The sequence below is a fragment of the Lacinutrix venerupis genome, from assembly GCF_001971745.1.
GTDB classification, from domain to species: Bacteria; Bacteroidota; Bacteroidia; order Flavobacteriales; family Flavobacteriaceae; genus Lacinutrix; species Lacinutrix venerupis.
Genome location: NZ_CP019352.1, coordinates 1,310,678 through 1,332,840 on the forward strand (window position 1 = coordinate 1,310,678; position 22,163 = coordinate 1,332,840).

Below are 22,163 nucleotides of genomic sequence, written 5' to 3' on the forward strand. Positions count from 1 at the left end.
AAATTTAATGCAAATGTATTGTTTTTTTAAGAATAGAAATTAGGTGTGAAATAAAATATGTTTCTTTGTATTTGTATATTTAGAAATATGAAGATATTAGTAACAGGAGCAGCAGGATTTATAGGCTCTCACACTTGTGAGAGATTAAAAGGTTTAGGTCATGAAGTAATAGGTTTAGATAATTTTTCGGCATATTATAATTTAGAGCTAAAGCATTTAAATGAAAATGCGCTTAATAAAAAGAATATATCTATAATTAAAAAAGATTTGCGAGATAATGCTTTTGCAGAAGCGCTTCCAAAGGATATAAATTATATTTTTCATTTTGCAGCGCAGCCAGGTTTATCAAGCACATCGAGTTTTGAAGACTATTTAAGCAATAATGTAATTGGTACAAAAAATTTAATAGATTATGCTTTAAAGCTACCAGATTTAAAATTATTTGTAAACATAGGCACATCTTCTATTTATGGCTTAGAGGCAACTTTTGCTGAAACAATTTTACCTAAACCAGCATCTTATTATGGTGTTACTAAATTAGCAGCAGAGCAATTAGTGCTTCAAAAAAGTAGAGAGCAACTATTTAAATCATGCTCTTTAAGACTATATTCTGTAATTGGTCCACGTGAACGCCCAGAAAAAATGTACACTAAATTAATAGCTTGTGCATTTAATAATACCGAGTTTCCTTTATATAATGGTAGTGCAACACACCTAAGAAGTTTTACTTATGTAGGCGATATTGTAGATGGTATTACAAGTGTTATAGGTAATGATGCTAAAGTAAATGGCGAAATTATAAATCTTGGAACCGAAGTAGAGCATACAACACAAGATGGTATTCATGCTGTTGAAAAAATAGTAGGAAAAACTATTAAAATTAATAATGTAGAGGCTAGAGCTGGAGATCAATTACGTACTAAAGCTAATATAGATAAAGCTCGAAAATTATTAAACTACAACCCAAAAACAACTTTGTTAGAGAGTGTTAAAGCTCAAGTAGAGTGGTATAGAGCTAATTTTTTATAGTTTTAATAGAATTAAAGCGTCTATTTTAAAAGTTAGCTTATCGTGTTTAGATATGGCTAGTTAAGAGTTTTGTAGCTAAATTTTATTAACAAATTAATTCCATAAGCAGCTTCTTCATTTATACTTATGTAAGTGCATCCAGGAAAATTATAAGTTTTATAAGGTTAAGATTTTGCTCCGTAGGATTTTAGAATTTTACTACCATATTAGTCCAATTCTTAAGTAGACATCCCATTTTTGCATATTCTCTCATTAGTTTTAGTGTAGTTCCAAAAACTTTACTAATTTTTTTCATTCCTATTTAATTCCGATTCTTTTGTTATTGACATTTTATGTTCGTTTTAATTGGCTACAATAGTGAAGTGTATAAATTTAGTAACTTTTAAAGTACTAATTTATTAAATTAAAACCGAATAGAAATATGTGAGGATTTTTATAAGTTGACTAGTATTGGTAATTGTGGTTGTACATTATTTGTCAATAGTTTTAATTCGTTTATATTCAGTTTTAGTTTTTATTATTTTAGAATTCTCTTTAATATAAAATTCAATTTTCTCTTTTTTAATATTTACAATCCATTCATTTTGCCCTTTTGTATTAGATCCAACCTCTTTAAGAACATATAAATCATTTTCTTTTAAAACCTTTCCATTGATGTGGATTATTTTTTTTCCATTAAGATAATTTTTCCAATTAACTTTATTGGTATTATAAGTTTTCCAAGAGAAAGTAAAATCAGATTTTATTATTATTTCAGAAACTCCATATAGATGATTTATACCGTGCTCTAAACCATGAGCTAAATAAATTTTATCGTTTTTAGGAATTTGGTTAGTAGTGTTTAAAATAAATAACGATAAAATTAATAAATGTTTCATTCAGGTCTTTTTTTAACTTATGGCTAATATGTTACATTAAAATAAAATTATTTCAATGTTTTATATCACATAATATAGGGAACTAGACGTTAAATTTAATATGTTAAAAGCACTTTTTGGTTTGTTAATCATTCAAAGCTAAAGCTAATTTTTACAAAGCACAATACGTAGAACTACGTAATTTTATCAAAAATAAATTCTATTTTTGTGGTAATGGAGAATACAATACAAAACCACGTCCCAAGTCAGGCTATACCTAGAGTTTTAAAACTTTTAGAGCATGACGATTTAGTAGTTTTAGTAAAGAAAGAACGTAAAACAAGACACGGAGATTATAGGAAATTGCCAAACGGTAAACACCAAATAACTATAAACGAGAATTTAAATAGCTACAGATTTTTAATTACACTTATTCATGAAATTGCACATTTCGAAACTTATAAAACATATGGTAAACATATAAAACCTCATGGCTTAGAGTGGAAGCGAACATTTCAACATTTAATGTTGCCATTTATTAATCCAGAAATATTTCCTATGGATTTACTACCGTTATTGGCTAGACACTTTAAAAATCCCAAAGCATCTAGCGATACAGACACGCAACTCGCCTTAAGTTTAAGGCAATTCGACGAACCAAAAAATAAAACCTTTATATTTGAATTACCTTTGGGTGAAACCTTTATATTTAGAAATAATAAGATTTTTAAAAAAGGTAAAAAACGAACAAAACGCTATGAATGTACAGAGCTTAAAACAGGTAAAGTATATTTATTTAACCCAAATGCAGAAGTAGAACCAATAAGATGAACAAAAATTATTACGCCATATTAATGGCAGGTGGAGTAGGCTCAAGATTTTGGCCAGTAAGTACACAAGATTTTCCTAAACAATTTCATGATATGTTAGGAACTGGTGAGACGTTAATACAAAAAACATTTAATCGTTTAGCTACTTTAATACCAAAAGAAAATATTTTTATTTTAACAAACGAACGCTATAACGATTTGGTGTTCCAGCAACTTCCAGACGTTACTAAAAGACAAGTAGTTTTAGAACCTGCAATGCGTAATACAGCACCTTGTATTTTATATGCATCATTAAAAATACAAAAGGAAAATAAAGATGCAATAATGATTGTGGCACCAAGTGACCATTGGATTGAAGATGAAAAAGCATTTGCTAACAATGTACAACAAGCATTTAATTTTTGTGAAAATAATAATGCTTTAATGACATTAGGTATAACACCAACATTTCCTAATACAGGCTATGGTTATATAGAATATAATAAAGCTTCAGACAGTAATATAAAACCAGTAGCACAGTTTAGAGAAAAACCAGATTACGATACCGCAAAAAGTTTTATTTCTCAAGGTAATTTTCTGTGGAATGCAGGTATTTTTATGTGGAGTGTAAAAAGTGTTATAGAGGCTTTTAAAAATAATCAACCAGATTTATTTAATCTTTTTGAAAATGGAATTGCAACATATAATACAGATTTTGAAGACAATTTTATAAAAGATAATTATGGCAAAGCCGAAAATATTTCGGTAGATTATGCTATAATGGAAAAGTCTAAAAATGTCTATGTAATTCCAGCAACTTTCGATTGGAACGACCTTGGAACTTGGGGAAGCCTATACGATAAATTAGAAAAAGATGATAACGCAAATGCTGTTGTTAACGCAAGAACAATAACCGAAGACGCTACAGGTAACATGATAAGAACCAAAGCAGATAAAGTTGTAGTTGTTGATGGTTTACAAGATTATATTATTGTAGATAAAGACGAAGTTTTGCTTATCTTTCCAAAAGCAAAAGAACAAGATATTAAAAAAGTACTCCAAAATGTAAAAAACAAATTTGGAGACCATTTAGGATAAACTATGAGTGACGAAAATAAATTTAACTTTACTAACGAGTCTGAAAAAGACGAGGAAGCTAAAATTGAAGCAGCAAAAGCCGAAGCGGCAAGAAAAGATGAAGCTGTAAAAGAGTCTAAGGAAACAGTAAAAAAAGAGGCGCAAAGCTTTTACGAGAGTATAAAAAAATTCTTTACAGAACTTTTAGATTTTAGGCACGATACAGATAGAGATGCTACAATAGCAGCAATAAAAGCCGATATTCCATTTAAAGGAGCAACAGCATGGATTTTAATATGCTCTATTTTTGTAGCCTCAATTGGTTTAAATGCAAATTCACCAGCAGTAGTTATTGGAGCCATGTTAATTTCTCCACTAATGGGGCCAATTTTAGGTGTTGGTTTAGCTATTGCTATTAATGATATCGATACGTTAAAACGTTCACTTATAAACTTAGCAACCATGATTGTTTTAAGTTTATTAACCGCATTTTTGTTCTTTTATTTCTTTCCTTTAAGTGAAGATACATCAGAGCTTTTAGGTCGTGTAAGTCCAGATATTAGAGATGTTCTTATTGCTTTTTTTGGTGGATTAGCACTAATAATTGCAAGAACAAAAAAAGGAACAATAGCTTCGGTAATATTTGGTGTAGCTATTGCTACAGCATTAATGCCACCACTTTGTACTGCAGGATATGGTTTAGCAAAAGGCAATTGGGTATATTTTAGAGGTGCAATGTATTTATTTACTATAAATACTATATTTATTGCTCTTGCCACATTTTTGGTTCTAAAAATACTACGTTTCCCTATGCTTAAATATGCAAATTCTGCAAAGCGTAAGCGTATTGCAAGATTTGCTTCTTTAGTAGCTATTGTGGTTATGATTCCTGCTATTTATACATTTATTAATGTACTACAACAAAGTAAGTATGAAATGGATTACGATAATTTTATAAAAAATGAAATTGTTGCTAATGATAATTTATGGTTACAGCGAGAAAACATGGATATAGCAACAAAAAAGATTAGTTTGTTTTTTAATGGCGAAATAGGAGAAGCTACAATTTCAGATTTGAAAAATGAATTAAAAAAAGGAAATAATTACGGTAATCTTAAAGATTTTGAATTAGTAATTAACGCTAATAAATCTAGAAGTATAGATAGAATTTCAGAATCTTTAGATCGTGCTTACGATGATTTAGATAGAAGAGATAATATTATTGCTGGTTTACAAAAGCAAATTGAAGAATTACAAAATAATATTAATACACTTAACTTAGAATTAGAAAATAAAAATAACTTAAAAGGAGCAGTGTCTTTTACAACTTTAGCTAAAGATGCTAAAATTACATTTAAAGATTTAGAGTTCTTTAGTTATGCAACTATGTTAGAATCTAGAGATTTTATTAGAATAGATACTATGCCAGTAGCTCGTGTTAAATGGAATAAAAATTTAAGTGACAGTTTAGTTAGAAAAAATGAAAAAGCCTTAAGTGTATGGTTAAAAAAGGAAATAAAAGTAGATACAGTATATATAGAGCATAATTAATTAACCTTGTTCCTTTAAAACAGCTTCACGTACTTTTTTAAATAAGTTTGAAGAGTAAACAAAGTCTGTAACAATTTTATTATCTGTTTTAAAAATGGTTTTTTTGCTGCCTTCCCAAGCTTTTAAACCATCTTTTAAAAACATTATACTGTCGCCAATTTCCATAACCGAATTCATATCGTGTGTATTAATTACAGTTGTTATATTGTACTCTTCTGTAATTTCATGAATTAAATTATCTATAACAATAGCTGTTTTAGGATCTAAACCAGAGTTTGGTTCATCACAAAATAGATATTTCGGATTATTTACAATTGCACGCGCAATAGCAACACGTTTTTGCATACCTCCAGAAGCTTCACTTGGCATTTTTTTGTGGGCATCCTCAAGATTTACACGTTTTAAAACAATGGATGCACGTTCTCGCATTTCGTCTTTTTTTAGCTTTGTAAACATGCGTAATGGAAACATAACATTCTCTTCTATTGTTAAAGAATCGAATAATGCACTGCCTTGAAATACCATTCCAATTTTGGCACGCATATCTCTTTTTTTGTCTTCACTTAAATTAGCAAAAACTTCTCCATTATATTCAATGCTTCCTTCTTCGTAATCGTATAAGCCTAATAAGCATTTTAAAAATACCGATTTTCCTGAGCCACTTTGCCCAATAATTAGGTTGGTTTTTCCTTGTTCAAAAGTATTGCTAATGCCCTTTAAAATATGAGCATCTCCAAACGATTTGTGTAAATTTTTTACTTCTATCATTAGCTTAATAATAATTGAGTTGCTAAATAGTTTAATAAAATAATAGTAACACTGGTCCAAACAAAAGAGGTTGTACTAGCTTCTCCTACTTCTAAGGCTCCACCTTTCATATAATAGCCATGGTAAGATGGTATTGTGGCCAAAACAAATGCAAATAAAAACGTTTTTATAAATGCATAAACAATATGAAAAGGTTGAAAGTCTTGTTGTATTCCTGTAATAAAATCATCTACCGAAGAATATCCGCCGTAAACACAAGCAGTTAAACCACCTATAATACCTAAAAACATAGCAATAGAAATTACAAAAGGATAAAAAGCCATGGCAACAAGTTTAGGGAAAACTAAATAGTTTAAAGAATTTATACCCATAACTTCTAAAGCATCAATTTGTTCTGTAACTCTCATGGTTCCTATACTAGAGGTAATAAAAGAGCCTACTTTACCAGCCATAATAATAGACATAAATGTTGGCGCAAATTCTAAAAGAATAGATTGTCTAGTGGCAAAACCAACAAGCGTTTTTGGAATTAACGGGTTGTCTATATTTAATGCTGTTTGAATAGTAACAACTCCTCCCACAAAAAAAGCAATAAAAGATACGATGCCTAAAGAACCAATAATTAAATCGTCTATATCTTTTAAAATAAGATGACGCATTACAGACCATTTTGTAGGTTTACGAAATAGCTCTATAATCATTAAAAAATATGTTCCTATATTATTTAGATACTGCATAAAATTATTAAAACGATTAGACTTTATGTGCTAGGTAATAACTTGAATTGTATTAATTGCTAATGTATAAAAATCTGTAAAGTATTTAACGATAATTTTAAGTTAAGATATTTAAAAAAGTTTATTTTTGAAATCTTAAATAAAATAAGAGAAAATGAGATTTTTATCAATTATATTTTTATCGGTATTCCTATTTAACTGTAATGCGCAAAGTAGTGTTATACAAGTTAAACCTCAAGAAGAGGTTACTTTAAACGCTAATCCTAAATTAGTAGTTGGTGTTGTTGTCGACCAAATGCGTTACGATTATTTAACACGTTTTTATAATAAATATGGAAATGATGGTTTTAAAAGATTAATTAACGATGGCTTTAATTGTAAAAATAATCATTATAACTATGTGCCAACCTTTACAGGTCCAGGTCATGCTTCAATTTATACAGGAACTTCACCAAAAAATCATGGTATAATTGCTAATAATTGGTACAATAAATTTAGTAAAAAAATGGTGTATTGTGCAGAAGATTCTACAGTTGTAGCAGTTGGTAGTGATACAGACCAAGAGAAAATGTCTCCTCGTAGAATGAAGACTACTAGTTTTGCAGACGAGAACAGGCTTCACACACAATTAAAAGGAAAAACCATTGGTATTTCTATTAAAGATAGAGGTGCAATTTTACCAGCAGGTCACTCTGCTAATGCTGCATATTGGTTTAGAGGAAAAGATGAAGGGAATTTTATAACTTCAAATTACTACATGAATAGTCTGCCTCAATGGGTAAACGATTTTAATGCAACTACTACCGCAGAAAGCTATTTACGCGAATGGAATACATTATACGATATTAATACATATACAGAAAGTGGGAGTGATTTAAATGTTTTTGAAACAGGTTTTAAAGGTAAAGACAATGCTACTTTTCCTTATGATTTAGCAACATTAAAAGATAAAAATGGTGGTTTCGATATTATTAAGGCAACACCATTTGGCAATAGTATTGTAGCAGATTTTGCTATTAAAGCAATAGATGGAGAGCAACTTGGGCAAGATAATATTACAGATGTTTTAACGGTTAGTTTTTCGAGCACAGATTATGTTGGCCATAATTTTGGTGTGAACTCTAAAGAGATTGAAGATACTTATATTCGTTTAGATAAAGATTTAGCACGTTTATTTAAGGCATTAGATGAGAAAATTGGAGTAGGAGAGTATACTTTATTTTTAACTTCAGATCATGGAGCTGTAGAGGTTCCTGCTTATTTACAAAGTGTAAAAATTCCTGCAGGTTACTTTAATAGAGATGAATTTAAAACAAAATTAAACAACTTTTTAGTAAAAGAATTTTCGGCTTCAGATTTAATAGAAAATATAAGTAACGATCAAATATTTTTAAATAAAGCTCGTTTAAAACAGTTTAATTTAAAGTTAGAAGATGTACAATATGCGATTGTAAACGAAGTTATAAATTACAACCATATTGATAAAGCATATTCTGCTAAAACCATGCAAAGTTCTACATTTTTTGGTGGAATTGAAGCGTTGTTACAAAACGGATATCACCAAAAACGTTCTGGAGATATAATTTTAGTTAAAGATCCTGCTGTGATAAGCTACAGTAAAACAGGTTCTACTCATGGTTCTGGTTCTACTTTCGATACTCACGTTCCTTTACTTTTTTATGGAAATGGAATTAAAAAAGGAAGTACCTTAACTAAAACAGAAATTACAGATATAGCACCTACAATCTCTGCTCTATTAGGAATTAGTTTCCCAAATGGAGCCACAGGAAATGTTTTAGATTTTGTTATAGATTAATATTTGGCGCAAAATAATTTACGACTTTTTATTTAAGAGTTTTTAAACTTGTTTTTTAAGGCTTTTTCAGTTTTTAAAAGCATGTAGAGTACGCTTGCTCCAATAATAATTAAGCTAATAATTATTGTATTTTTATTTGATATATTAAATGCAATAATTGCTATACCTAATAGTAATTTTATACAACCACAAAAAACCATTTTTTTTGAAGAATACTTTTGTGCAAAATCCCATGTTTGTTGGTTTTTCATAGAAGTATCTGTTCTATATCCATAAAACATATTTATTTTTTTAGGAGGAAATTTATACATAATTATTCCTAAAATAATAAATACAATGCCGCTAAGCGAAAGTGGATTAATTAAATATTCTAGTTGTTCCAAAATATAATAAGTTTACTTTCTATATAAAAAGTAATTATTTACAAGCTCTATGTAGGTTTGTTTTGCTTGGTCTTCTGTAATGCCTTGAATTTGAAATAGAGCATTAGTTTTAAAAGCATTAATTATTGGTGTGCGGCTGCTTGGTCTTTCGTAATTATTTGTAGCCTTTTTAAAATACGCATATAAGCGTAGCAAAAAGTCTGCTGGAAAAGGTTCTGTATGCGAGTTAATACGCTCTACAGCTTCTTGAAATGCGATATCTATTTCTTCAGAAGTCATTATAATTCGGCAATTATACTTTCGCCACCTTTTACTTTATCGTTTAAACTTACTTTTACATTAGTATCTAAAGGTAAATATAAATCTACTCTCGAGCCAAATTTTATAAAACCAGAATCGGTACCTTGTACGGCTTCATCACCAACTTTAGCGTAGTTTACTATACGTTTTGCTAATGCTCCAGCTATTTGTCTATATAATACTTTACCGTAAGATTCATTTTCTACAACAACAGTTGTTCGCTCGTTTTCTTCACTCGCTTTTGGATGCCAAGCAACTAAATATTTACCAGGATGATATTTACTAAATAAAACTTTTCCATTAATAGGATAGCGTGTTACATGAACATTTAAAGGAGACATAAACACACTTATTTGTAGTCTTTTTTCTTTAAAATATTCTTTTTCAAAAACTTCTTCAATAACTACAACTTTACCATCTACAGGAGATAAAACGTTGTTGTTATTATTTATTGTGTTTCTTTTAGGATTTCTAAAAAATTGAAGAATTAAATATAAAAATATTGCTAAAGTGAAAAACAGTATATATTTAAGCCAATTAATATCTATAAAGTAATCTACAGCTATGTAAGACGCGATTATAAGTATAAAAGTTATGACAATAATTTTATGGCCTTCTTTATGAAACATAATGTAATATTCTTAAAAATAAATATATAAATGGTGCTGCAAATATAATACTATCGAAACGGTCTAACAAACCTCCATGACCTGGCATAATTACACCACTGTCTTTAACATTTGCTTGACGTTTAAATTTAGACTCTATTAAATCTCCAATAGTACCTATAACACTAATAATTACAGCTAAAATAAGCCAATTATTAAAATTTAAAGTATGCGTGTATGTTGCTATAAAATAACTTGCTATGCAAGAAAATAATAATCCTCCAAGAAAACCTTCTACAGTTTTTTTAGGAGATATACTTGAAAACAACTTTTGTTTACCAAAGTTTTTTCCAACTAAATAGGCAAAAGAATCGTTTACCCAAACCAAAATAAATGAACCAAATAAAAGTTTTGGTGTAAAGGTATGATTATGGTTTGCTATTAATATTAAAAAAACAAAGCCGCTAGAAATATAAAACGTGGTTAATATAAAACGCTTTGTTATAAATAGTGGAATAACTTTTTCTGAAAATAAATCTTTAATTAAAAGAAGTTGAACAAATATGGTAATAACTTGAAGTATTTGCGTGGCTTCGTCTAAACCTTTTGAAGAATTCATGAGTAATTGCCAGTACCCAAAAATAAAATATAAAACCGTGAAAATAATGTAAGGAACAAAACTTTTTAAACTAATTAGTTTTTTAAATTCTGCAATACATATAATTCCAAATATAAAAAACAGAATGATTAATGCATGCTGATTTAATAGTGATGAAAGTAGTAGTAATACATAAAGTACTCCAGATAATGCTCTAGTTATAGTTTCTTTCATTAAAAAATAAATGAGTTCTTATTATAAATCCTCAAGAAGTAGCAAATATAAGTTTTTTGAGGCACTACCATACGTTAAAAAGTCTTTTTCATCAAGATCTTTAAAGTGTTTTATTGTAGTAATGTTTGTGGGTATTTTTTGTGTGTTATTGTTTTTAATTTTTCTTAAACCTTCTCCAATATTTGTGACAATTTGACTTGTAGTAGCAAAAACAATAAAATTATTCGGGAACTCTCTAAGTTTAGATTCTGCTATTTGATGAGATGATATAAGTAAAGAACCATCATTAGCAATTAAACTTTCGCAAGTTGTAAAAAAATAAGTTGCAGCATTTAAAGCATCTGTTTTTAAGTTTAAACTTTTAAAACGTTCTTTTAGGTTTTTGTCGTAAAAAAAACCAGCTTTTTCTGTCCAATTATTTTCTTCAAGAATAAGATTTAAGTTTTCGTAAATTTCATCTAAATTTTCACAATATAAAAACTTACCACCGTTTGCTTTAAAGTTTATAGTAAAACTTTCGTCAATTGGTAGTTTTTCTTGAGGCATGTATTTACCTCTTGTTTCGTTACTAATATCTTTTTTTTCTTTATCAGATTTAGAACGAAAAATGTTTTTAAAAATGCTCATTTATAACTTTGCTATTAACCTATTCTGCTAAGGTAATTACCAAATATAAAAAATCTCAAATTAACTATAGCGTTAATTTGAGATTTTAAGACTATTTTATAAAAATAAGGTTTATTCTTCTTCCTCTTTTTTAGAATTGTTTTCTTTTTTTAATAGTTCTGATGGTTTTTCAGAAGTAGTATCAAAAGGACGCTTACCTAATATTTCTTCAAGATCATCTTTGAAAATAACTTCTCTTTCAATTAATCTTTCGGCAAGTTTATCTAGCACATCTCTTTTAGATTCTAAGAGTTCTAATGCACGTTGGTACTGCGTTTCAACTATGTTTTTAATTTCGTTATCTATAAGTTCTGCTGTATTTTCACTATATGGTTTTACAAAACCACTTTCTCCAGCAGGATCGTAATATGTAATATTACCTACTTTTTCATTTAAGCCATAAATCATAACCATAGCTTTTGCTTTTTTGGTTACATTTTCTAAATCGCTTAATGCGCCAGTAGAGATTTCATTAAAAATAATTTTTTCGGCAGCACGACCACCCATAGTTACACAAATTTCGTCTAAAAATTTGCTTGTTCTAGTAATAAAGGCTTCTTGTGGTAAGTACCATGCAGCACCTAATGAGCGTCCACGAGGTACAATAGTTACTTTAACTAAAGGATCTGCATGTTCTAAGAACCAACTTACAGTTGCGTGTCCTGCTTCGTGATAAGCAATGGTTTTCTTTTCTTCGACAGAGAATAAATTACTTCGTTTTTCTAAACCTCCAATAATTCTATCTACTGCGTCTAAGAAATCTTGTTTATCTACTGCTTTTTTGTTGTTTCTAGCTGCTATTAATGCAGCTTCATTACAAAGGTTTGCTATATCTGCACCAGAGAATCCTGGTGTTTGTTTTGCTAAGAAATCTACTTCTAAACCGTCTACTTTTTTAAGCGGTCTTAAATGTACTTCAAAAATAGCACGTCTTTCGGTTAGATTTGGTAAATCTACATGTATTTGCCTGTCAAAACGACCAGCACGCATTAGGGCTTTATCTAAAATATCGGCTCTATTGGTAGCAGCTAATACAATAACGTTTGTGTTTGTACCAAAACCATCCATTTCTGTTAGTAATTGGTTTAATGTGTTTTCACGTTCATCGTTACTTCCTGACATTGCATTTTTTCCTCTTGCACGACCGATGGCATCAATTTCATCAATAAATATAATTGCAGGAGATTTTTCTTTGGCTTGTTTAAATAAGTCTCTTACTCTAGAGGCTCCAACACCTACGAACATTTCAACGAAATCTGATCCAGATAATGAGAAAAATGGCACTTTTGCTTCACCAGCAACAGCTTTTGCTAATAAAGTTTTACCAGTTCCTGGAGGTCCTACAAGTAAGGCTCCTTTTGGTATTTTTCCTCCTAATGAAGTGTATTTTTCTGGATTTTTAAGGAAGTCTACAATTTCTTGTACTTCTTCTTTGGCACCTTCTAAACCAGCAACATCTTTAAAAGTTGTTTTTACTTTAGTATTCTCGTCGAATAGTTTGGCTTTAGATTTTCCTATATTAAAAATCTGACCACCAGCGCCTCCTCCAGCACCACCAGACATACGACGCATGATAAATATCCAGACAGCGATTAAAAGGATAAATGGTAGTAAACTAAAAAGCAAATCTGATAACAAATTTTCTTCTCTGTCGTTATCGTAAACTGTATTAAGATTATTTTCGTCTATAATACTTGTATACTTATCTTCAAAATTTTCTAAACTACCGTATTGAAAAATGTAGTTAGGTGTTTTAGTAGCACTAAAACTAAAATTATTTGAAACAGATTTTTTGTGTTTTTCAAGTTTTTCGGCTGCATCTGTAAGGTATACTTTTACAAAACCAGTGTTTTTAATGACATCAAATTGTTTAACGTCACCATCTTTTAAAATTTGATAAAACTCTATTGGTGTTATTTTTTTATTGTCATTAGTATCGCCTGTTCCAAAAATTTGAAAAGCGATTAATGCAATTAAAAGAGCTCCTGAAATCCAATACGGATTAAACTTAGGTTTTTTTGGAGCTTGCGGTTTATTATTATTTGCCATGTATGGGTTTAAAATTTAGATTCAATAAGTGTAGTTTTAGCGTCTCCCCAAAGACTTTCAATGTCATAATATTCACGAATATGTTTTTGGAAAACATGTACAACAACATTTACATAATCCATTAAAACCCATTCTGCATTGTCTTCTCCTTCTATATGCCAAGGCTTATCTTTAAGCTCTTTGCTTACTTTTTTCTGAATAGAATTAACAATTGCATTTACTTGTGTATTAGAGGTACCTTCGCAAATAATAAAATAATCGCAAACAGTATTATCAATTTCTCTTAAGTCTAGAATAGTTGTTTCTTTTCCTTTTACATCTTCAATACCACTAATAATTGTAGTTATTAATGCATCGTCATTTACTTGTTTTTTAGCCATTAACTAATATTTAATTTGTGCAAAGTTATTATTTTTTGGTTCTTTATACTTTAAAATTTTTATAAAGATTAATTATAAAATTTAAACAACGAAGATAACCAATTTATATGCGTATAATCAAACTTGATGCCATCGATTCTACAAATACTTTTCTAAAAGAGATTAGTAGCGCAGATACTCTTGAAGATTACACTATTGTTGTTGCTAAACAACAGAATAGAGGACGTGGGCAAATGGGCAAAGTTTGGGCTTCTAATGCAGGAGAAAACCTTACGTTTAGTGTGTTTAAACGTATAAGTAACTTGCAGTTTTCTAATCAGTTTTATCTTAGTATTGTTACTTCGCTTGCATTATATAAAACATTAAAATATTATAATGTTCCTAATTTATTTGTAAAATGGCCTAACGACATTTTGTCAGCGAATAAAAAAATAGCAGGTATTTTAATTGAAAATATTGTAAAAAAAAGCAAATTAGAATATTCTATTATTGGTATAGGTTTAAATGTTAACCAAACAGAGTTTAATGATTTAATTAGTGCTACATCCTTAAAAAATAGTTGTGGTAGAACTTTTGATTTAGATGAAGTAATGCATAAGTTTATAGTTGAGTTTAAAATTGCATTTAAAAGTTTAGATTCTGGTGCTACTGAAGCATTAAAAGCAGACTATGAATCAAAATTATTTAGAAAAAATAAACCTTCAACATTTAAAAATGCCGAAGGTAATTTGTTTTCTGGTTTTATTAAAGGTATTTCTTCAAGTGGTAATTTAGTACTCTTATTAGAGGATGAAATTATAGAAGAATTTACTTTAAACGAAATAACCTTATTATATTAAACAGCTACAGTCATGTTTCCAGCTAAAGTGTCTATAAACTTACTTATAGGACCTTTAATCATCATTGCCATCATAGCATTAAATTCTCCTTGAAAGTTTAGTTGCACTTCACTAGTATTGCTATCTATTTCTGTAATATTTGCAATTAGAGAGAAATCTAATTTTCCGCCAGCAGCTCCAAGAATTATTTTGCTGTGTGGTACAGTTTCTTTTTTCTTAAGTACAATTTCTGGCATGCCTTTTAACGCAAATAAAAATTTATCTTCGTCAAGAATTTCAAATTTACTTATGTTTTCTGGCATAAGTGTTTCGAAGTTTTTAACGTTGTTTAAAAAATTAAAAGCGTCTTCGGCAGATTTATTTAAAGTAACTTTTTTAGATTCTAAATTCATATTAGATTTTTTATTATTCTTTTATAGTATTTAGATATCAAGAAGCATTCCATTCGCTAGGATTACTATTCCAAGCAGACAAAGTTTCTAATTGATCTTCTTTTATATAATTTGTTTCGGCAGCTTCAATAAGTAAATTTTCATAATTACTTAAAGTATGTAAATCTATATGTTCTGCTTCAAAATTTTCTTTGGCAATATCAAAACCGTAAGTAAAAATAGCAATCATGCCTTTTACATTTACATTTGCTTTTTTTAATGCTTTTACTGCATTAAGACTGCTCTTTCCGGTGCTAATTAGGTCTTCTACAACAACAACATTTTGTCCGCTTTCAATAAAACCTTCAATTTGGTTTTGGCGGCCATGGCCTTTTGCTTCTGGTCTTACATATATAAAAGGTAAGCCTAAATATTCTGCAACTAACATTCCAATACCTATGGCTCCTGTAGCAACACCTGCTATTGCATCTGGTTTGCCATATTGCTGTTCTATAAACTTAGCCATTTCTTCACGTACATAATTTCTTATAGGTGGAAATGATAAAATAATACGATTGTCGCAATAAATAGGAGATTTCCATCCAGAAGCCCATGTAAATGGTTCTTTTGGGCTTAATTTAATAGCGTTAACTTGTAGTAAAACCTTTGCGGCTTGTCTGGCGATGTGTTTGTCAAAAATCATAATTGCAAAAATAAACAATAATTTAACTTTATGGCTTAGTTATAAATCTAAAAAAATATTTTTTTAAGACGTAAGAAACTAAAATAAAAATAATATTTTTACCAAAGCTAACCAATTGCTAGACGCTAAAATATGTATTACATTTTTGTAAACAACAAACCTATAATTTTAACAACCATAGTTGAAAAAGAAACCGATTTTAAAAACTTTTTGTTAAAAGATGTAGATATTGAAGAAGCTATAAAAGTACTTAAAAAAAAGAAAATTAATTCTATTAGGCTTATTCATCACAACGAAGAAACTATACTAAAAAAGTTTTTAAAAAAATTACCTAACGTTATTGCTGGAGGAGGAAAAGTTTACAATAATAATAATGAAGTATTGTTTATTTTTAGAAACAATAAATGGGATTTACCAAAAGGTAAAGCAGAAAAAAATGAAAGTATCGAGGAAACTGCACTTCGTGAAGTAGAAGAAGAAACAGGAGTTACTGGTTTAAAAATTGTTAAACCATTAGAGACTACTTATCATCTTTTTAAAAGAAACGATAAATTGAAAATTAAAATTACCTATTGGTTTAAAATGAAAACCAATTTTAAAGGTGAATTATATCCGCAAGAAGCCGAAGGTATTACTAAAGTACAATGGCTAAATAAGGAAAAATCTCTAGAAGCGTTAAATAACTCTTACTCAAATATTAAGTTGTTAATAAAAAGCAAAAAGTAATAAAATATAAGCGTTTTGTTTTAGAGAGTTTTCTTACAGGTTATTTAATCTTGCTTTTCACACCATTCGTAGAATAATAATGTATTATGACCGAGAAATTTTAAGATAAATTTATGATTATTTAAGTTTGATTGTTATTACAAATTAAATTAATTAATCATGAAACAAAAACTACCTAAAAAACTCCCTCAAGTTAAAAGGTTACAAAACTTTTTAGCAGTAATATTGTTGTGTTTTTCATTACAATCTTACGCAACAACCGAAGAAACCTTAATATCTAATGAAGATACCTGGTGCGGTTCTATTTCTGGTTTTAAATTTTCTAATGGAAATTCTTCTACAACTATAACAAATGGTGGAGAATATTACATTGGAGATTTGCCAAACAATTTTTATATAAACGTATTAGTGTCTGGTTATTCTAGAAGTGCTAGAATTAAGGTTAAAAACCTTTACACAGGACAGTATGCTTATATTCAAGAAAACTATTTACCATATACTTTTCCTAACGGCGGAAGTGCTTGGAGTTATGGACCAGGTTATTATGAAATTGAAGCAAAAATTTATAAATATAATAGTTGCTCTGGATGGTACTGTGATAAAGAAAAAATCAGGTTTAAGCTAACTAATACTCCTTCTTGTGGTGAAATTGATGGTTTAGTATTCTCTAACGGAACAAACACTGTTAATATTAGCAATGGAGGTAGTTATGATATTGCAACTTTACCATATAACTTTTATGTTGATGTAGTTGTTTCTGGTATGACAGATAGTGCATACAATAAAATAAAAAACTTAAACACTGGTCAAGTTTACACAAATACTGAAAATATATTACCATATACTTATCCGGGTGGAAATGGTGCGTGGTCTTTAGGAACAGGAACATTTCAATTTATTTCTAAAGTGTACAAATACGACAATTGTTATGGTACACAATGCGATTACATTTGTTACACCTTTACATTGTACGAACAAAACTGTGGTGATATAACAGAATTACAGTTCACTAATGGTACAGAGACAACAACTTTAACAGATGGAGCAACTTATCAGTTAAGTGATTTACCATCTAATTTCTATGTAGATGCAATTGTATCTGGAGCATCAGAAAGTGTTAGATTTGAAGTTGAAAATGTAGAAACAAACCAACAATACTCAATAATTGAAAACTATATTCCATATACTTATCCAGCAGGTGGAGGTTCTTGGAATTTAGGAACAGGTACTTTTGAAATTAAAGCTTCTATGTATTCTGGAAACTATTGTAACAGTACACTGTGTGATGAAGAAACAATTACTATTACAATAAGCGATATAGAGGATGTTACATGTGAAGCAGATTCTGGAACAATATCATTAAGTACTAATACATTACCAATATTAGATTTAAGTTCTACTGTTGCAATTAATATATCTTTAAATGGAGATGCTGTTGTACCATCAGGATTTGATAAAGCATTTATTTTATCTCAACCTAACTTAAATGGTGAGTTAGTAATAAAAAGATGGACGAGAACAAGTAATTCGTTTACTTTTTCAGGATTACAAGATTTAGGTGTTTATAGAGTACATGTTTTAGTATTTAATCCTGCAACTCTTGATTTAGCTACTATACAATTACAACAAACTACTGCAACAGATGTTGAGAATTTAATAAGTTCTAATAACCTATGTGCTTCTTTAGAAGAGGTAGGAGTGCAATTTTTAGTAATAGCACCACCACCAAAACAAGCTTCAACAAATAATGATGATGCATCAGGAGATGTTAAAGATCCTATTGTTAAAGATGTAATTATTGAAAAAGAAGCAACTGAAGAAGAGTTTAAACCTGTTTTAGATAATAGTACAGATATTAAATTATATCCGAATCCTGCTAGCAACAATTTAAATGTAGAATTGTTATTATTAGATGCAGAGGTTATGCATTATACAGTATATAGTATAAATGGAAAACAAGTACTTAGAGGAACTTTTGATAATTCTACCTTTGGTAAAACTAAAGTAGATGTTAATAGTCTTTCTAACGGTTTATATATTATAAACTTTAAATCTAACTTTAGAAGCTTTAGTAAAAAAGTTCAAGTTTTACATTAAAGCTTGAATAGTTATTAAACTATAAAAAAAAGACCACTATTAATTTAGTGGTCTTTTTTTATTTAAAAATTAATTAAGTACTCTATAAACAGGATACTGTAAATGAGCTTTCTCATAATTTTCGCTATGCTTATGTAGCCAATTTAATTGTTGATACCAGTTATTTTTAAACAGTGAGTCTTTTACTTTTTTAGTTTCAAACTTTATTTTTAATTCTGCATTACTTTTTAAAAGCTCTAAAGCTTTGTCTTCCCATACGTAAGCAGAAAATCCTTCTTTTTGCTGTAAAATAGTATCGAAAAAATTCCAGTTAAAAAATGAATCTGATGCTTGAGGTTCTAAAGTTTCTATAATATACCTGTAGTTAGGTTGGTCTGTTTTAACCAAGTAATCTCCTTTTTTAAATGTAATAGTTTGTTTAGTTGTAGACACTGAAGTATTAAAATGAAGATAATGACCTTCATATGGTGTTTTACGGCTTTCATAATCTTCAATTTTATAGCTCTGTACAACTAGCGTAGAATCTTTTTTAAGTTTAGTTATTTCTGTATTGTTCAGTTTTAATAATTCGATAATGTTATACCAACCTTGCGGAATTATATATGCTTTTGGAACAGTAATTTCTGTTGTTGGTTTAAAATAATTTTGATAATTAACAGTTTTTTCAAAAGGTCTGTTTCTGTTATATTTTAGACGGTTTTTGCCAGTAATTTCGCTGGTAATCATTTCTCCTTCATAGCCTTTAAATTTTAATTGAGAATTTTTGGTAGTATCAATTTCCCAATGTAAAGGATATGTTTTTTGAGCCATAAGTTTATTATATGCTTCAACTCGTAACTTTTTTATTGTTTCGCCATCATTTTCAATAATTTCAATCATACTTTTCATTAATTCATAAGTACCATATACACGTTGCTTGTAGGGTTTTAGCATATGTGTTTCCACCATCATACCAAGTGTGTTAAATAAAGTTGTGTAGCCTGTAGAATAACGAGGAGAATCAAAAAATTGAGAAAAACCATTGTCTGGAGTTTTATTATAGACATTTACATATGGAGTAATATCCCATTTTTTTTCAGCAAGTTTTTGTTCTAAATTAGGCATCATTTTAGTGTGTAGATAATGTCCTAAATCTCCACCAAGTTTATTGTGTTGTGTAAATAAATGTGTTAATGTGTATTGGTAATCTGCACCATTACTTACGTGGTTGTCTATAAATACATCTGGTTTTACTAAGTGAAAAATTTGTGCAAATGTTTTAGCGTTTTTAGTGTCAGATTTTATAAAATCTCTATTTAAGTCAAAATTCCTAGCATTTCCTCTAAATCCGTATGCTTTAGGTCCGTTTTGGTTTGTTCGTGTTGTAGAGTTTCTATTTAAACTACCACCAATGTTGTAAATAGGGATAGTAACTAAAGCCGTGTTTTTAGGAGTTTCTATTTTTCCTTCGGCTAAATCTCTATAGAGTAACATAGTTGCATCTATACCATCACTTTCTCCAGGATGTATTCCGTTGTTTATTAAAAGTATATTTTTGTTTTTTCTTATTTCCGAAAATTTAAAAACGCCATCTTTATTATAGGTTATAATATGAAGTGGTTTTCCAGCGTCTGTTATACCTATAGAATCAATTGAAATAGTTGGGTAAACAGCAGCTAAGTTTTTGTAAAACTCAATAGTTTCAAAGTAAGTAGCAGTTTCTATACCATTAGATTTTTCAAAAACCGATGTAAAATTATATTCTTTTTTAGATTTACAATTAAAACTAAACACAACAAGTAAAAGCGCAACAATTTTTTTCATATTAATTATTTTAAAAATTAAAAGTAAACAAATATAGAATAAGCGACTTTGTCTATCTAGTAATTAAACGTACTTTTGCAGCTTCAAAAAATAGGACAATGACAGAGTTTATTAGAAAAATAGTACCCAATGCGAAAGATGATGTTTTAGCCGGAATTACCGTTTCGTTAGCTATGATACCTGAGGTTGTAGCCTTTGCGTTTGTTGCACAAATAGATCCGTTAATGGCATTATCTGGTGCTTTTATAATTGGTTTAATTACAGCAATTTTTGGAGGTAGACCAGGTTTAATTTCTGGAGCAGCTGGAGCAGTTGCAGTTATTTTTGTTAGTATGATTGCAGATGGACATACAAAAGGTATGTTAATGGATACGCCTATAGAAAATATGGGTTTCTTTTACCTTATGGCATGTGTTGTATTAATGGGAATAATACAAATATTTGCTGGAGTTTTTAAATTAGGACGTTTTGTACGTTTGATTCCGCATCCAGTAATGATGGGTTTTGTAAACGGTTTATCTATAGTTATTTTTATGGCTCAAGTAAAAATGTTCTCTCATAAATCTTTACAAGTATCAGATGCTGGTGTAAATGAGTATGTAAGTACTTACATGCAAGGTTCAGAGTTATATACCATGATTGGTTTAGTGCTTTTAACTATGGGAATAATTTGGGTGCTCCCAAAAATAACTAAAAAAGTTCCTGCAGCGTTAACAGCAATTTTAATTACTAGTTTTATAGTTGTAGGTTTTAATTTAGATGTTTCTACGGTTGGATCTTACATAGTAGAAGGAGGAGGAACTGGTTTAAAAGGAGAGTTTCCAACACCTAATTTAGAGCTTTGGGAAAAATTGCCTTTTAATTTTGATACTTTAAAGTTTATTGCATTACCTGCATTTTTAGCTGCGTCTGTTGGTTTAATAGAGTCTTTAATGACTATGAATTTGGTAGACGAGTTAACCGAAACTAGAGGGAATGGAAATAGAGAATGTGTGGCACAAGGTGCTGGAAATATAGTTTCTGGTCTTTTTGGTGGAACAGGTGGTTGTGGTATGATTGGTCAAACGGTAATTAATATAAATGCTGGTGGTCGAGGACGTTTATCGGGAATAATGATGGCTGTAACATTATTATCTTTTATTCTTTTTGCCGATAAATTAATTGAAATGGTGCCAATTGCTGCTTTAGTAGGAGTTATGTTTATGATGGTTATAGAAACGTTTGCATGGTCTAGTTTTAGAATACTTAAAAAAATACCAATGTCTGATGCTATTGTACTTATTACTGTGTCTTTAGTAACTGTTTTTGTAGATTTAGCAGTAGCGGTATTTGTAGGAGTTATAATATCGGCTTTAGTATTTGCTTGGGAAAACGCTAAGAAAATTAGAGCAAGAAAGCGTATTAAAGAAGATGGAACTAAAGTTTATGAAATTTGGGGACCGTTATTTTTTGGAAGTATTCAAGCATTTAACGAAAAGTTTGATGCTAAAAACGATCCGGAAAATATTGAGATTGATTTTGTGGAATCTCGTGTAAGTGATCACTCTGCAATAGAAGCTATTTTTAATTTAGTAGAAAAATATGAAACAGAAGGAAAAAAGATTAAGCTAAAACATTTAAGTGAAGATTGTAAAATTTTACTATATAAAGCTAGTCCAAAGTTTAGAGAGGTAATTGTTGAGGATATAGATGATCCTCGCTACCATTTAGCAGCTAATCCAGAGGAATTTCCAAAACCACTTTCGGAATATAAATTCTAAAA

At 29.4% G+C, this 22,163-nt stretch carries 22 protein-coding genes; 9 read left to right on the top strand and 13 right to left on the bottom strand.

Annotated features, from left to right (window positions below; genetic code table 11):
• Positions 1–87: 87 nt before the first annotated feature.
• The gene (locus BWR22_RS05940; RefSeq protein WP_076732545.1) at positions 88–1,029 is read left to right on the top strand and encodes an NAD-dependent epimerase/dehydratase family protein; all 942 of its coding nucleotides are present in this window, start codon (positions 88–90) and stop codon (positions 1,027–1,029) included.
• 470 nt (positions 1,030–1,499) lie between these two features.
• On the opposite strand, the gene BWR22_RS05945 is transcribed toward BWR22_RS05940, so the two are convergent.
• Positions 1,500–1,907: a hypothetical protein gene (locus tag BWR22_RS05945; protein WP_076732548.1), complete on the bottom strand. Its 408-nt coding sequence runs from the start codon at positions 1,905–1,907 to the stop codon at positions 1,500–1,502.
• 213 nt (positions 1,908–2,120) lie between these two features.
• Here BWR22_RS05945 and BWR22_RS05950 point away from each other — a divergent pair, with 213 nt between their 5' ends.
• Genes BWR22_RS05950 through BWR22_RS05960 form a run of 3 tightly spaced genes read left to right on the top strand, consistent with a single transcriptional unit; the run spans position 2,121 to position 5,323 of the window.
• Complete coding sequence (locus BWR22_RS05950; RefSeq protein WP_076732551.1) at positions 2,121–2,717, top strand: SprT-like domain-containing protein; 597 nt, start codon at positions 2,121–2,123, stop codon at positions 2,715–2,717.
• Entirely contained in the window at positions 2,714–3,793 is a 1,080-nt protein-coding gene (locus tag BWR22_RS05955; RefSeq protein ID WP_076732554.1) for a mannose-1-phosphate guanylyltransferase, read from the top strand. The genes BWR22_RS05950 and BWR22_RS05955 overlap by 4 nt, the downstream gene beginning before the upstream one ends.
• A 3-nt stretch (positions 3,794–3,796) precedes the next feature.
• Entirely contained in the window at positions 3,797–5,323 is a 1,527-nt protein-coding gene (locus BWR22_RS05960; RefSeq protein WP_083678217.1) for a DUF389 domain-containing protein, read from the top strand.
• On the opposite strand, the gene BWR22_RS05965 is transcribed toward BWR22_RS05960, so the two are convergent.
• Together BWR22_RS05965 and BWR22_RS05970 are read right to left on the bottom strand one after the other, a co-directional pair.
• Positions 5,324–6,091, bottom strand: coding sequence for an ABC transporter ATP-binding protein (locus BWR22_RS05965; RefSeq protein ID WP_076732557.1), 768 nt, complete (start codon positions 6,089–6,091; stop codon positions 5,324–5,326).
• A complete protein-coding gene (locus BWR22_RS05970; protein WP_076732560.1) occupies positions 6,091–6,828 on the bottom strand; it encodes an MlaE family ABC transporter permease in 738 nt (245 codons plus the stop codon). The genes BWR22_RS05965 and BWR22_RS05970 overlap by 1 nt, the downstream gene beginning before the upstream one ends.
• A gap of 154 nt (positions 6,829–6,982) precedes the next feature.
• Here BWR22_RS05970 and pafA point away from each other — a divergent pair, with 154 nt between their 5' ends.
• A complete protein-coding gene (pafA, locus tag BWR22_RS05975; protein ID WP_076732563.1) occupies positions 6,983–8,644 on the top strand; it encodes an alkaline phosphatase PafA in 1,662 nt (553 codons plus the stop codon).
• Positions 8,645–8,676: 32 nt separating this feature from the next.
• Here pafA and BWR22_RS05980 read toward each other — a convergent pair whose 3' ends face one another.
• From BWR22_RS05980 to rsfS, 7 genes are all read right to left on the bottom strand, one after another.
• The gene (locus tag BWR22_RS05980; protein WP_083678219.1) at positions 8,677–9,027 is read right to left on the bottom strand and encodes an SdpI family protein; all 351 of its coding nucleotides are present in this window, start codon (positions 9,025–9,027) and stop codon (positions 8,677–8,679) included.
• Positions 9,028–9,039: 12 nt separating this feature from the next.
• Positions 9,040–9,306 carry an acyl-CoA-binding protein gene (locus BWR22_RS05985; RefSeq protein ID WP_076732566.1) on the bottom strand — a complete coding sequence of 89 codons (267 nt, stop codon included), beginning with the start codon at positions 9,304–9,306 and terminating at the stop codon, positions 9,040–9,042.
• Positions 9,306–9,956, bottom strand: a complete 651-nt coding sequence (locus BWR22_RS05990; RefSeq protein ID WP_076732569.1) for a phosphatidylserine decarboxylase family protein — start codon at positions 9,954–9,956, stop codon at positions 9,306–9,308. Before BWR22_RS05990 ends, BWR22_RS05985 begins: the two co-directional genes overlap by 1 nt.
• Complete coding sequence (locus BWR22_RS05995) at positions 9,946–10,767, bottom strand: phosphatidate cytidylyltransferase (protein ID WP_076732572.1); 822 nt, start codon at positions 10,765–10,767, stop codon at positions 9,946–9,948. Before BWR22_RS05995 ends, BWR22_RS05990 begins: the two co-directional genes overlap by 11 nt.
• A 21-nt stretch (positions 10,768–10,788) precedes the next feature.
• Entirely contained in the window at positions 10,789–11,394 is a 606-nt protein-coding gene (locus BWR22_RS06000; RefSeq protein WP_076732574.1) for an LUD domain-containing protein, read from the bottom strand.
• Between the two features lie 111 nt (positions 11,395–11,505).
• Positions 11,506–13,482, bottom strand: coding sequence for an ATP-dependent zinc metalloprotease FtsH (gene ftsH, locus BWR22_RS06005; RefSeq protein ID WP_076732577.1), 1,977 nt, complete (start codon positions 13,480–13,482; stop codon positions 11,506–11,508).
• An 8-nt stretch (positions 13,483–13,490) separates the two neighbouring features.
• Positions 13,491–13,862, bottom strand: coding sequence for a ribosome silencing factor (gene rsfS / locus BWR22_RS06010; protein ID WP_076732580.1), 372 nt, complete (start codon positions 13,860–13,862; stop codon positions 13,491–13,493).
• A gap of 107 nt (positions 13,863–13,969) precedes the next feature.
• On the opposite strand from rsfS, the gene BWR22_RS06015 reads away from it, so the two are divergent.
• Positions 13,970–14,701, top strand: a complete 732-nt coding sequence (locus BWR22_RS06015; RefSeq protein WP_076732583.1) for a biotin--[acetyl-CoA-carboxylase] ligase — start codon at positions 13,970–13,972, stop codon at positions 14,699–14,701.
• On the opposite strand, the gene BWR22_RS06020 is transcribed toward BWR22_RS06015, so the two are convergent.
• Together BWR22_RS06020 and pyrE are read right to left on the bottom strand one after the other, a co-directional pair.
• Complete coding sequence (locus BWR22_RS06020; protein ID WP_076732585.1) at positions 14,698–15,093, bottom strand: orotate phosphoribosyltransferase; 396 nt, start codon at positions 15,091–15,093, stop codon at positions 14,698–14,700. The genes BWR22_RS06015 and BWR22_RS06020 overlap by 4 nt on opposite strands.
• Before the next feature lie 37 nt (positions 15,094–15,130).
• Positions 15,131–15,775, bottom strand: a complete 645-nt coding sequence (pyrE, locus tag BWR22_RS06025) for an orotate phosphoribosyltransferase (RefSeq protein WP_076732587.1) — start codon at positions 15,773–15,775, stop codon at positions 15,131–15,133.
• Positions 15,776–15,907: 132 nt separating this feature from the next.
• Between pyrE and BWR22_RS06030 the strand changes: the two genes are divergently transcribed.
• Entirely contained in the window at positions 15,908–16,501 is a 594-nt protein-coding gene (locus tag BWR22_RS06030) for an NUDIX hydrolase (RefSeq protein WP_076732590.1), read from the top strand.
• Positions 16,502–16,660: 159 nt separating this feature from the next.
• Positions 16,661–18,598, top strand: a complete 1,938-nt coding sequence (locus BWR22_RS06035; protein WP_076732592.1) for a T9SS type A sorting domain-containing protein — start codon at positions 16,661–16,663, stop codon at positions 18,596–18,598.
• 69 nt (positions 18,599–18,667) lie between these two features.
• On the opposite strand, the gene BWR22_RS06040 is transcribed toward BWR22_RS06035, so the two are convergent.
• The gene (locus BWR22_RS06040; protein WP_076732595.1) at positions 18,668–20,401 is read right to left on the bottom strand and encodes a M14 family metallopeptidase; all 1,734 of its coding nucleotides are present in this window, start codon (positions 20,399–20,401) and stop codon (positions 18,668–18,670) included.
• 98 nt (positions 20,402–20,499) lie between these two features.
• Between BWR22_RS06040 and BWR22_RS06045 the strand changes: the two genes are divergently transcribed.
• Positions 20,500–22,161 carry a SulP family inorganic anion transporter gene (locus tag BWR22_RS06045; protein ID WP_076732597.1) on the top strand — a complete coding sequence of 554 codons (1,662 nt, stop codon included), beginning with the start codon at positions 20,500–20,502 and terminating at the stop codon, positions 22,159–22,161.
• Positions 22,162–22,163: the final 2 nt, after the last annotated feature.

Excerpts from the sequence above, each read along its gene's own strand:
- BWR22_RS05990 (WP_076732569.1), bottom strand. The coding sequence starts at position 9,956 with ATGTTTCATAAAGAAGGCCATAAAATTATTGTCATAACTTTTATACTT.
- BWR22_RS06030 (WP_076732590.1), top strand. The coding sequence starts at position 15,908 with ATGTATTACATTTTTGTAAACAACAAACCTATAATTTTAACAACCATA.
- BWR22_RS06035 (WP_076732592.1), top strand. The coding sequence starts at position 16,661 with ATGAAACAAAAACTACCTAAAAAACTCCCTCAAGTTAAAAGGTTACAA.
- BWR22_RS05960 (WP_083678217.1), top strand. The coding sequence starts at position 3,797 with ATGAGTGACGAAAATAAATTTAACTTTACTAACGAGTCTGAAAAAGAC.
- BWR22_RS06040 (WP_076732595.1), bottom strand. The coding sequence starts at position 20,401 with ATGAAAAAAATTGTTGCGCTTTTACTTGTTGTGTTTAGTTTTAATTGT.
- BWR22_RS05995 (WP_076732572.1), bottom strand. The coding sequence starts at position 10,767 with ATGAAAGAAACTATAACTAGAGCATTATCTGGAGTACTTTATGTATTA.
- pyrE (WP_076732587.1), bottom strand. The coding sequence starts at position 15,775 with ATGATTTTTGACAAACACATCGCCAGACAAGCCGCAAAGGTTTTACTA.
- ftsH (WP_076732577.1), bottom strand. The coding sequence starts at position 13,482 with ATGGCAAATAATAATAAACCGCAAGCTCCAAAAAAACCTAAGTTTAAT.
- BWR22_RS05955 (WP_076732554.1), top strand. The coding sequence starts at position 2,714 with ATGAACAAAAATTATTACGCCATATTAATGGCAGGTGGAGTAGGCTCA.
- BWR22_RS05970 (WP_076732560.1), bottom strand. The coding sequence starts at position 6,828 with ATGCAGTATCTAAATAATATAGGAACATATTTTTTAATGATTATAGAG.
- BWR22_RS05985 (WP_076732566.1), bottom strand. The coding sequence starts at position 9,306 with ATGACTTCTGAAGAAATAGATATCGCATTTCAAGAAGCTGTAGAGCGT.
- BWR22_RS06045 (WP_076732597.1), top strand. The coding sequence starts at position 20,500 with ATGACAGAGTTTATTAGAAAAATAGTACCCAATGCGAAAGATGATGTT.
- BWR22_RS06015 (WP_076732583.1), top strand. The coding sequence starts at position 13,970 with ATGCGTATAATCAAACTTGATGCCATCGATTCTACAAATACTTTTCTA.
- BWR22_RS06000 (WP_076732574.1), bottom strand. The coding sequence starts at position 11,394 with ATGAGCATTTTTAAAAACATTTTTCGTTCTAAATCTGATAAAGAAAAA.
- BWR22_RS05940 (WP_076732545.1), top strand. The coding sequence starts at position 88 with ATGAAGATATTAGTAACAGGAGCAGCAGGATTTATAGGCTCTCACACT.
- BWR22_RS06020 (WP_076732585.1), bottom strand. The coding sequence starts at position 15,093 with ATGAATTTAGAATCTAAAAAAGTTACTTTAAATAAATCTGCCGAAGAC.
- BWR22_RS05945 (WP_076732548.1), bottom strand. The coding sequence starts at position 1,907 with ATGAAACATTTATTAATTTTATCGTTATTTATTTTAAACACTACTAAC.
- pafA (WP_076732563.1), top strand. The coding sequence starts at position 6,983 with ATGAGATTTTTATCAATTATATTTTTATCGGTATTCCTATTTAACTGT.
- BWR22_RS05965 (WP_076732557.1), bottom strand. The coding sequence starts at position 6,091 with ATGATAGAAGTAAAAAATTTACACAAATCGTTTGGAGATGCTCATATT.
- rsfS (WP_076732580.1), bottom strand. The coding sequence starts at position 13,862 with ATGGCTAAAAAACAAGTAAATGACGATGCATTAATAACTACAATTATT.
- BWR22_RS05950 (WP_076732551.1), top strand. The coding sequence starts at position 2,121 with ATGGAGAATACAATACAAAACCACGTCCCAAGTCAGGCTATACCTAGA.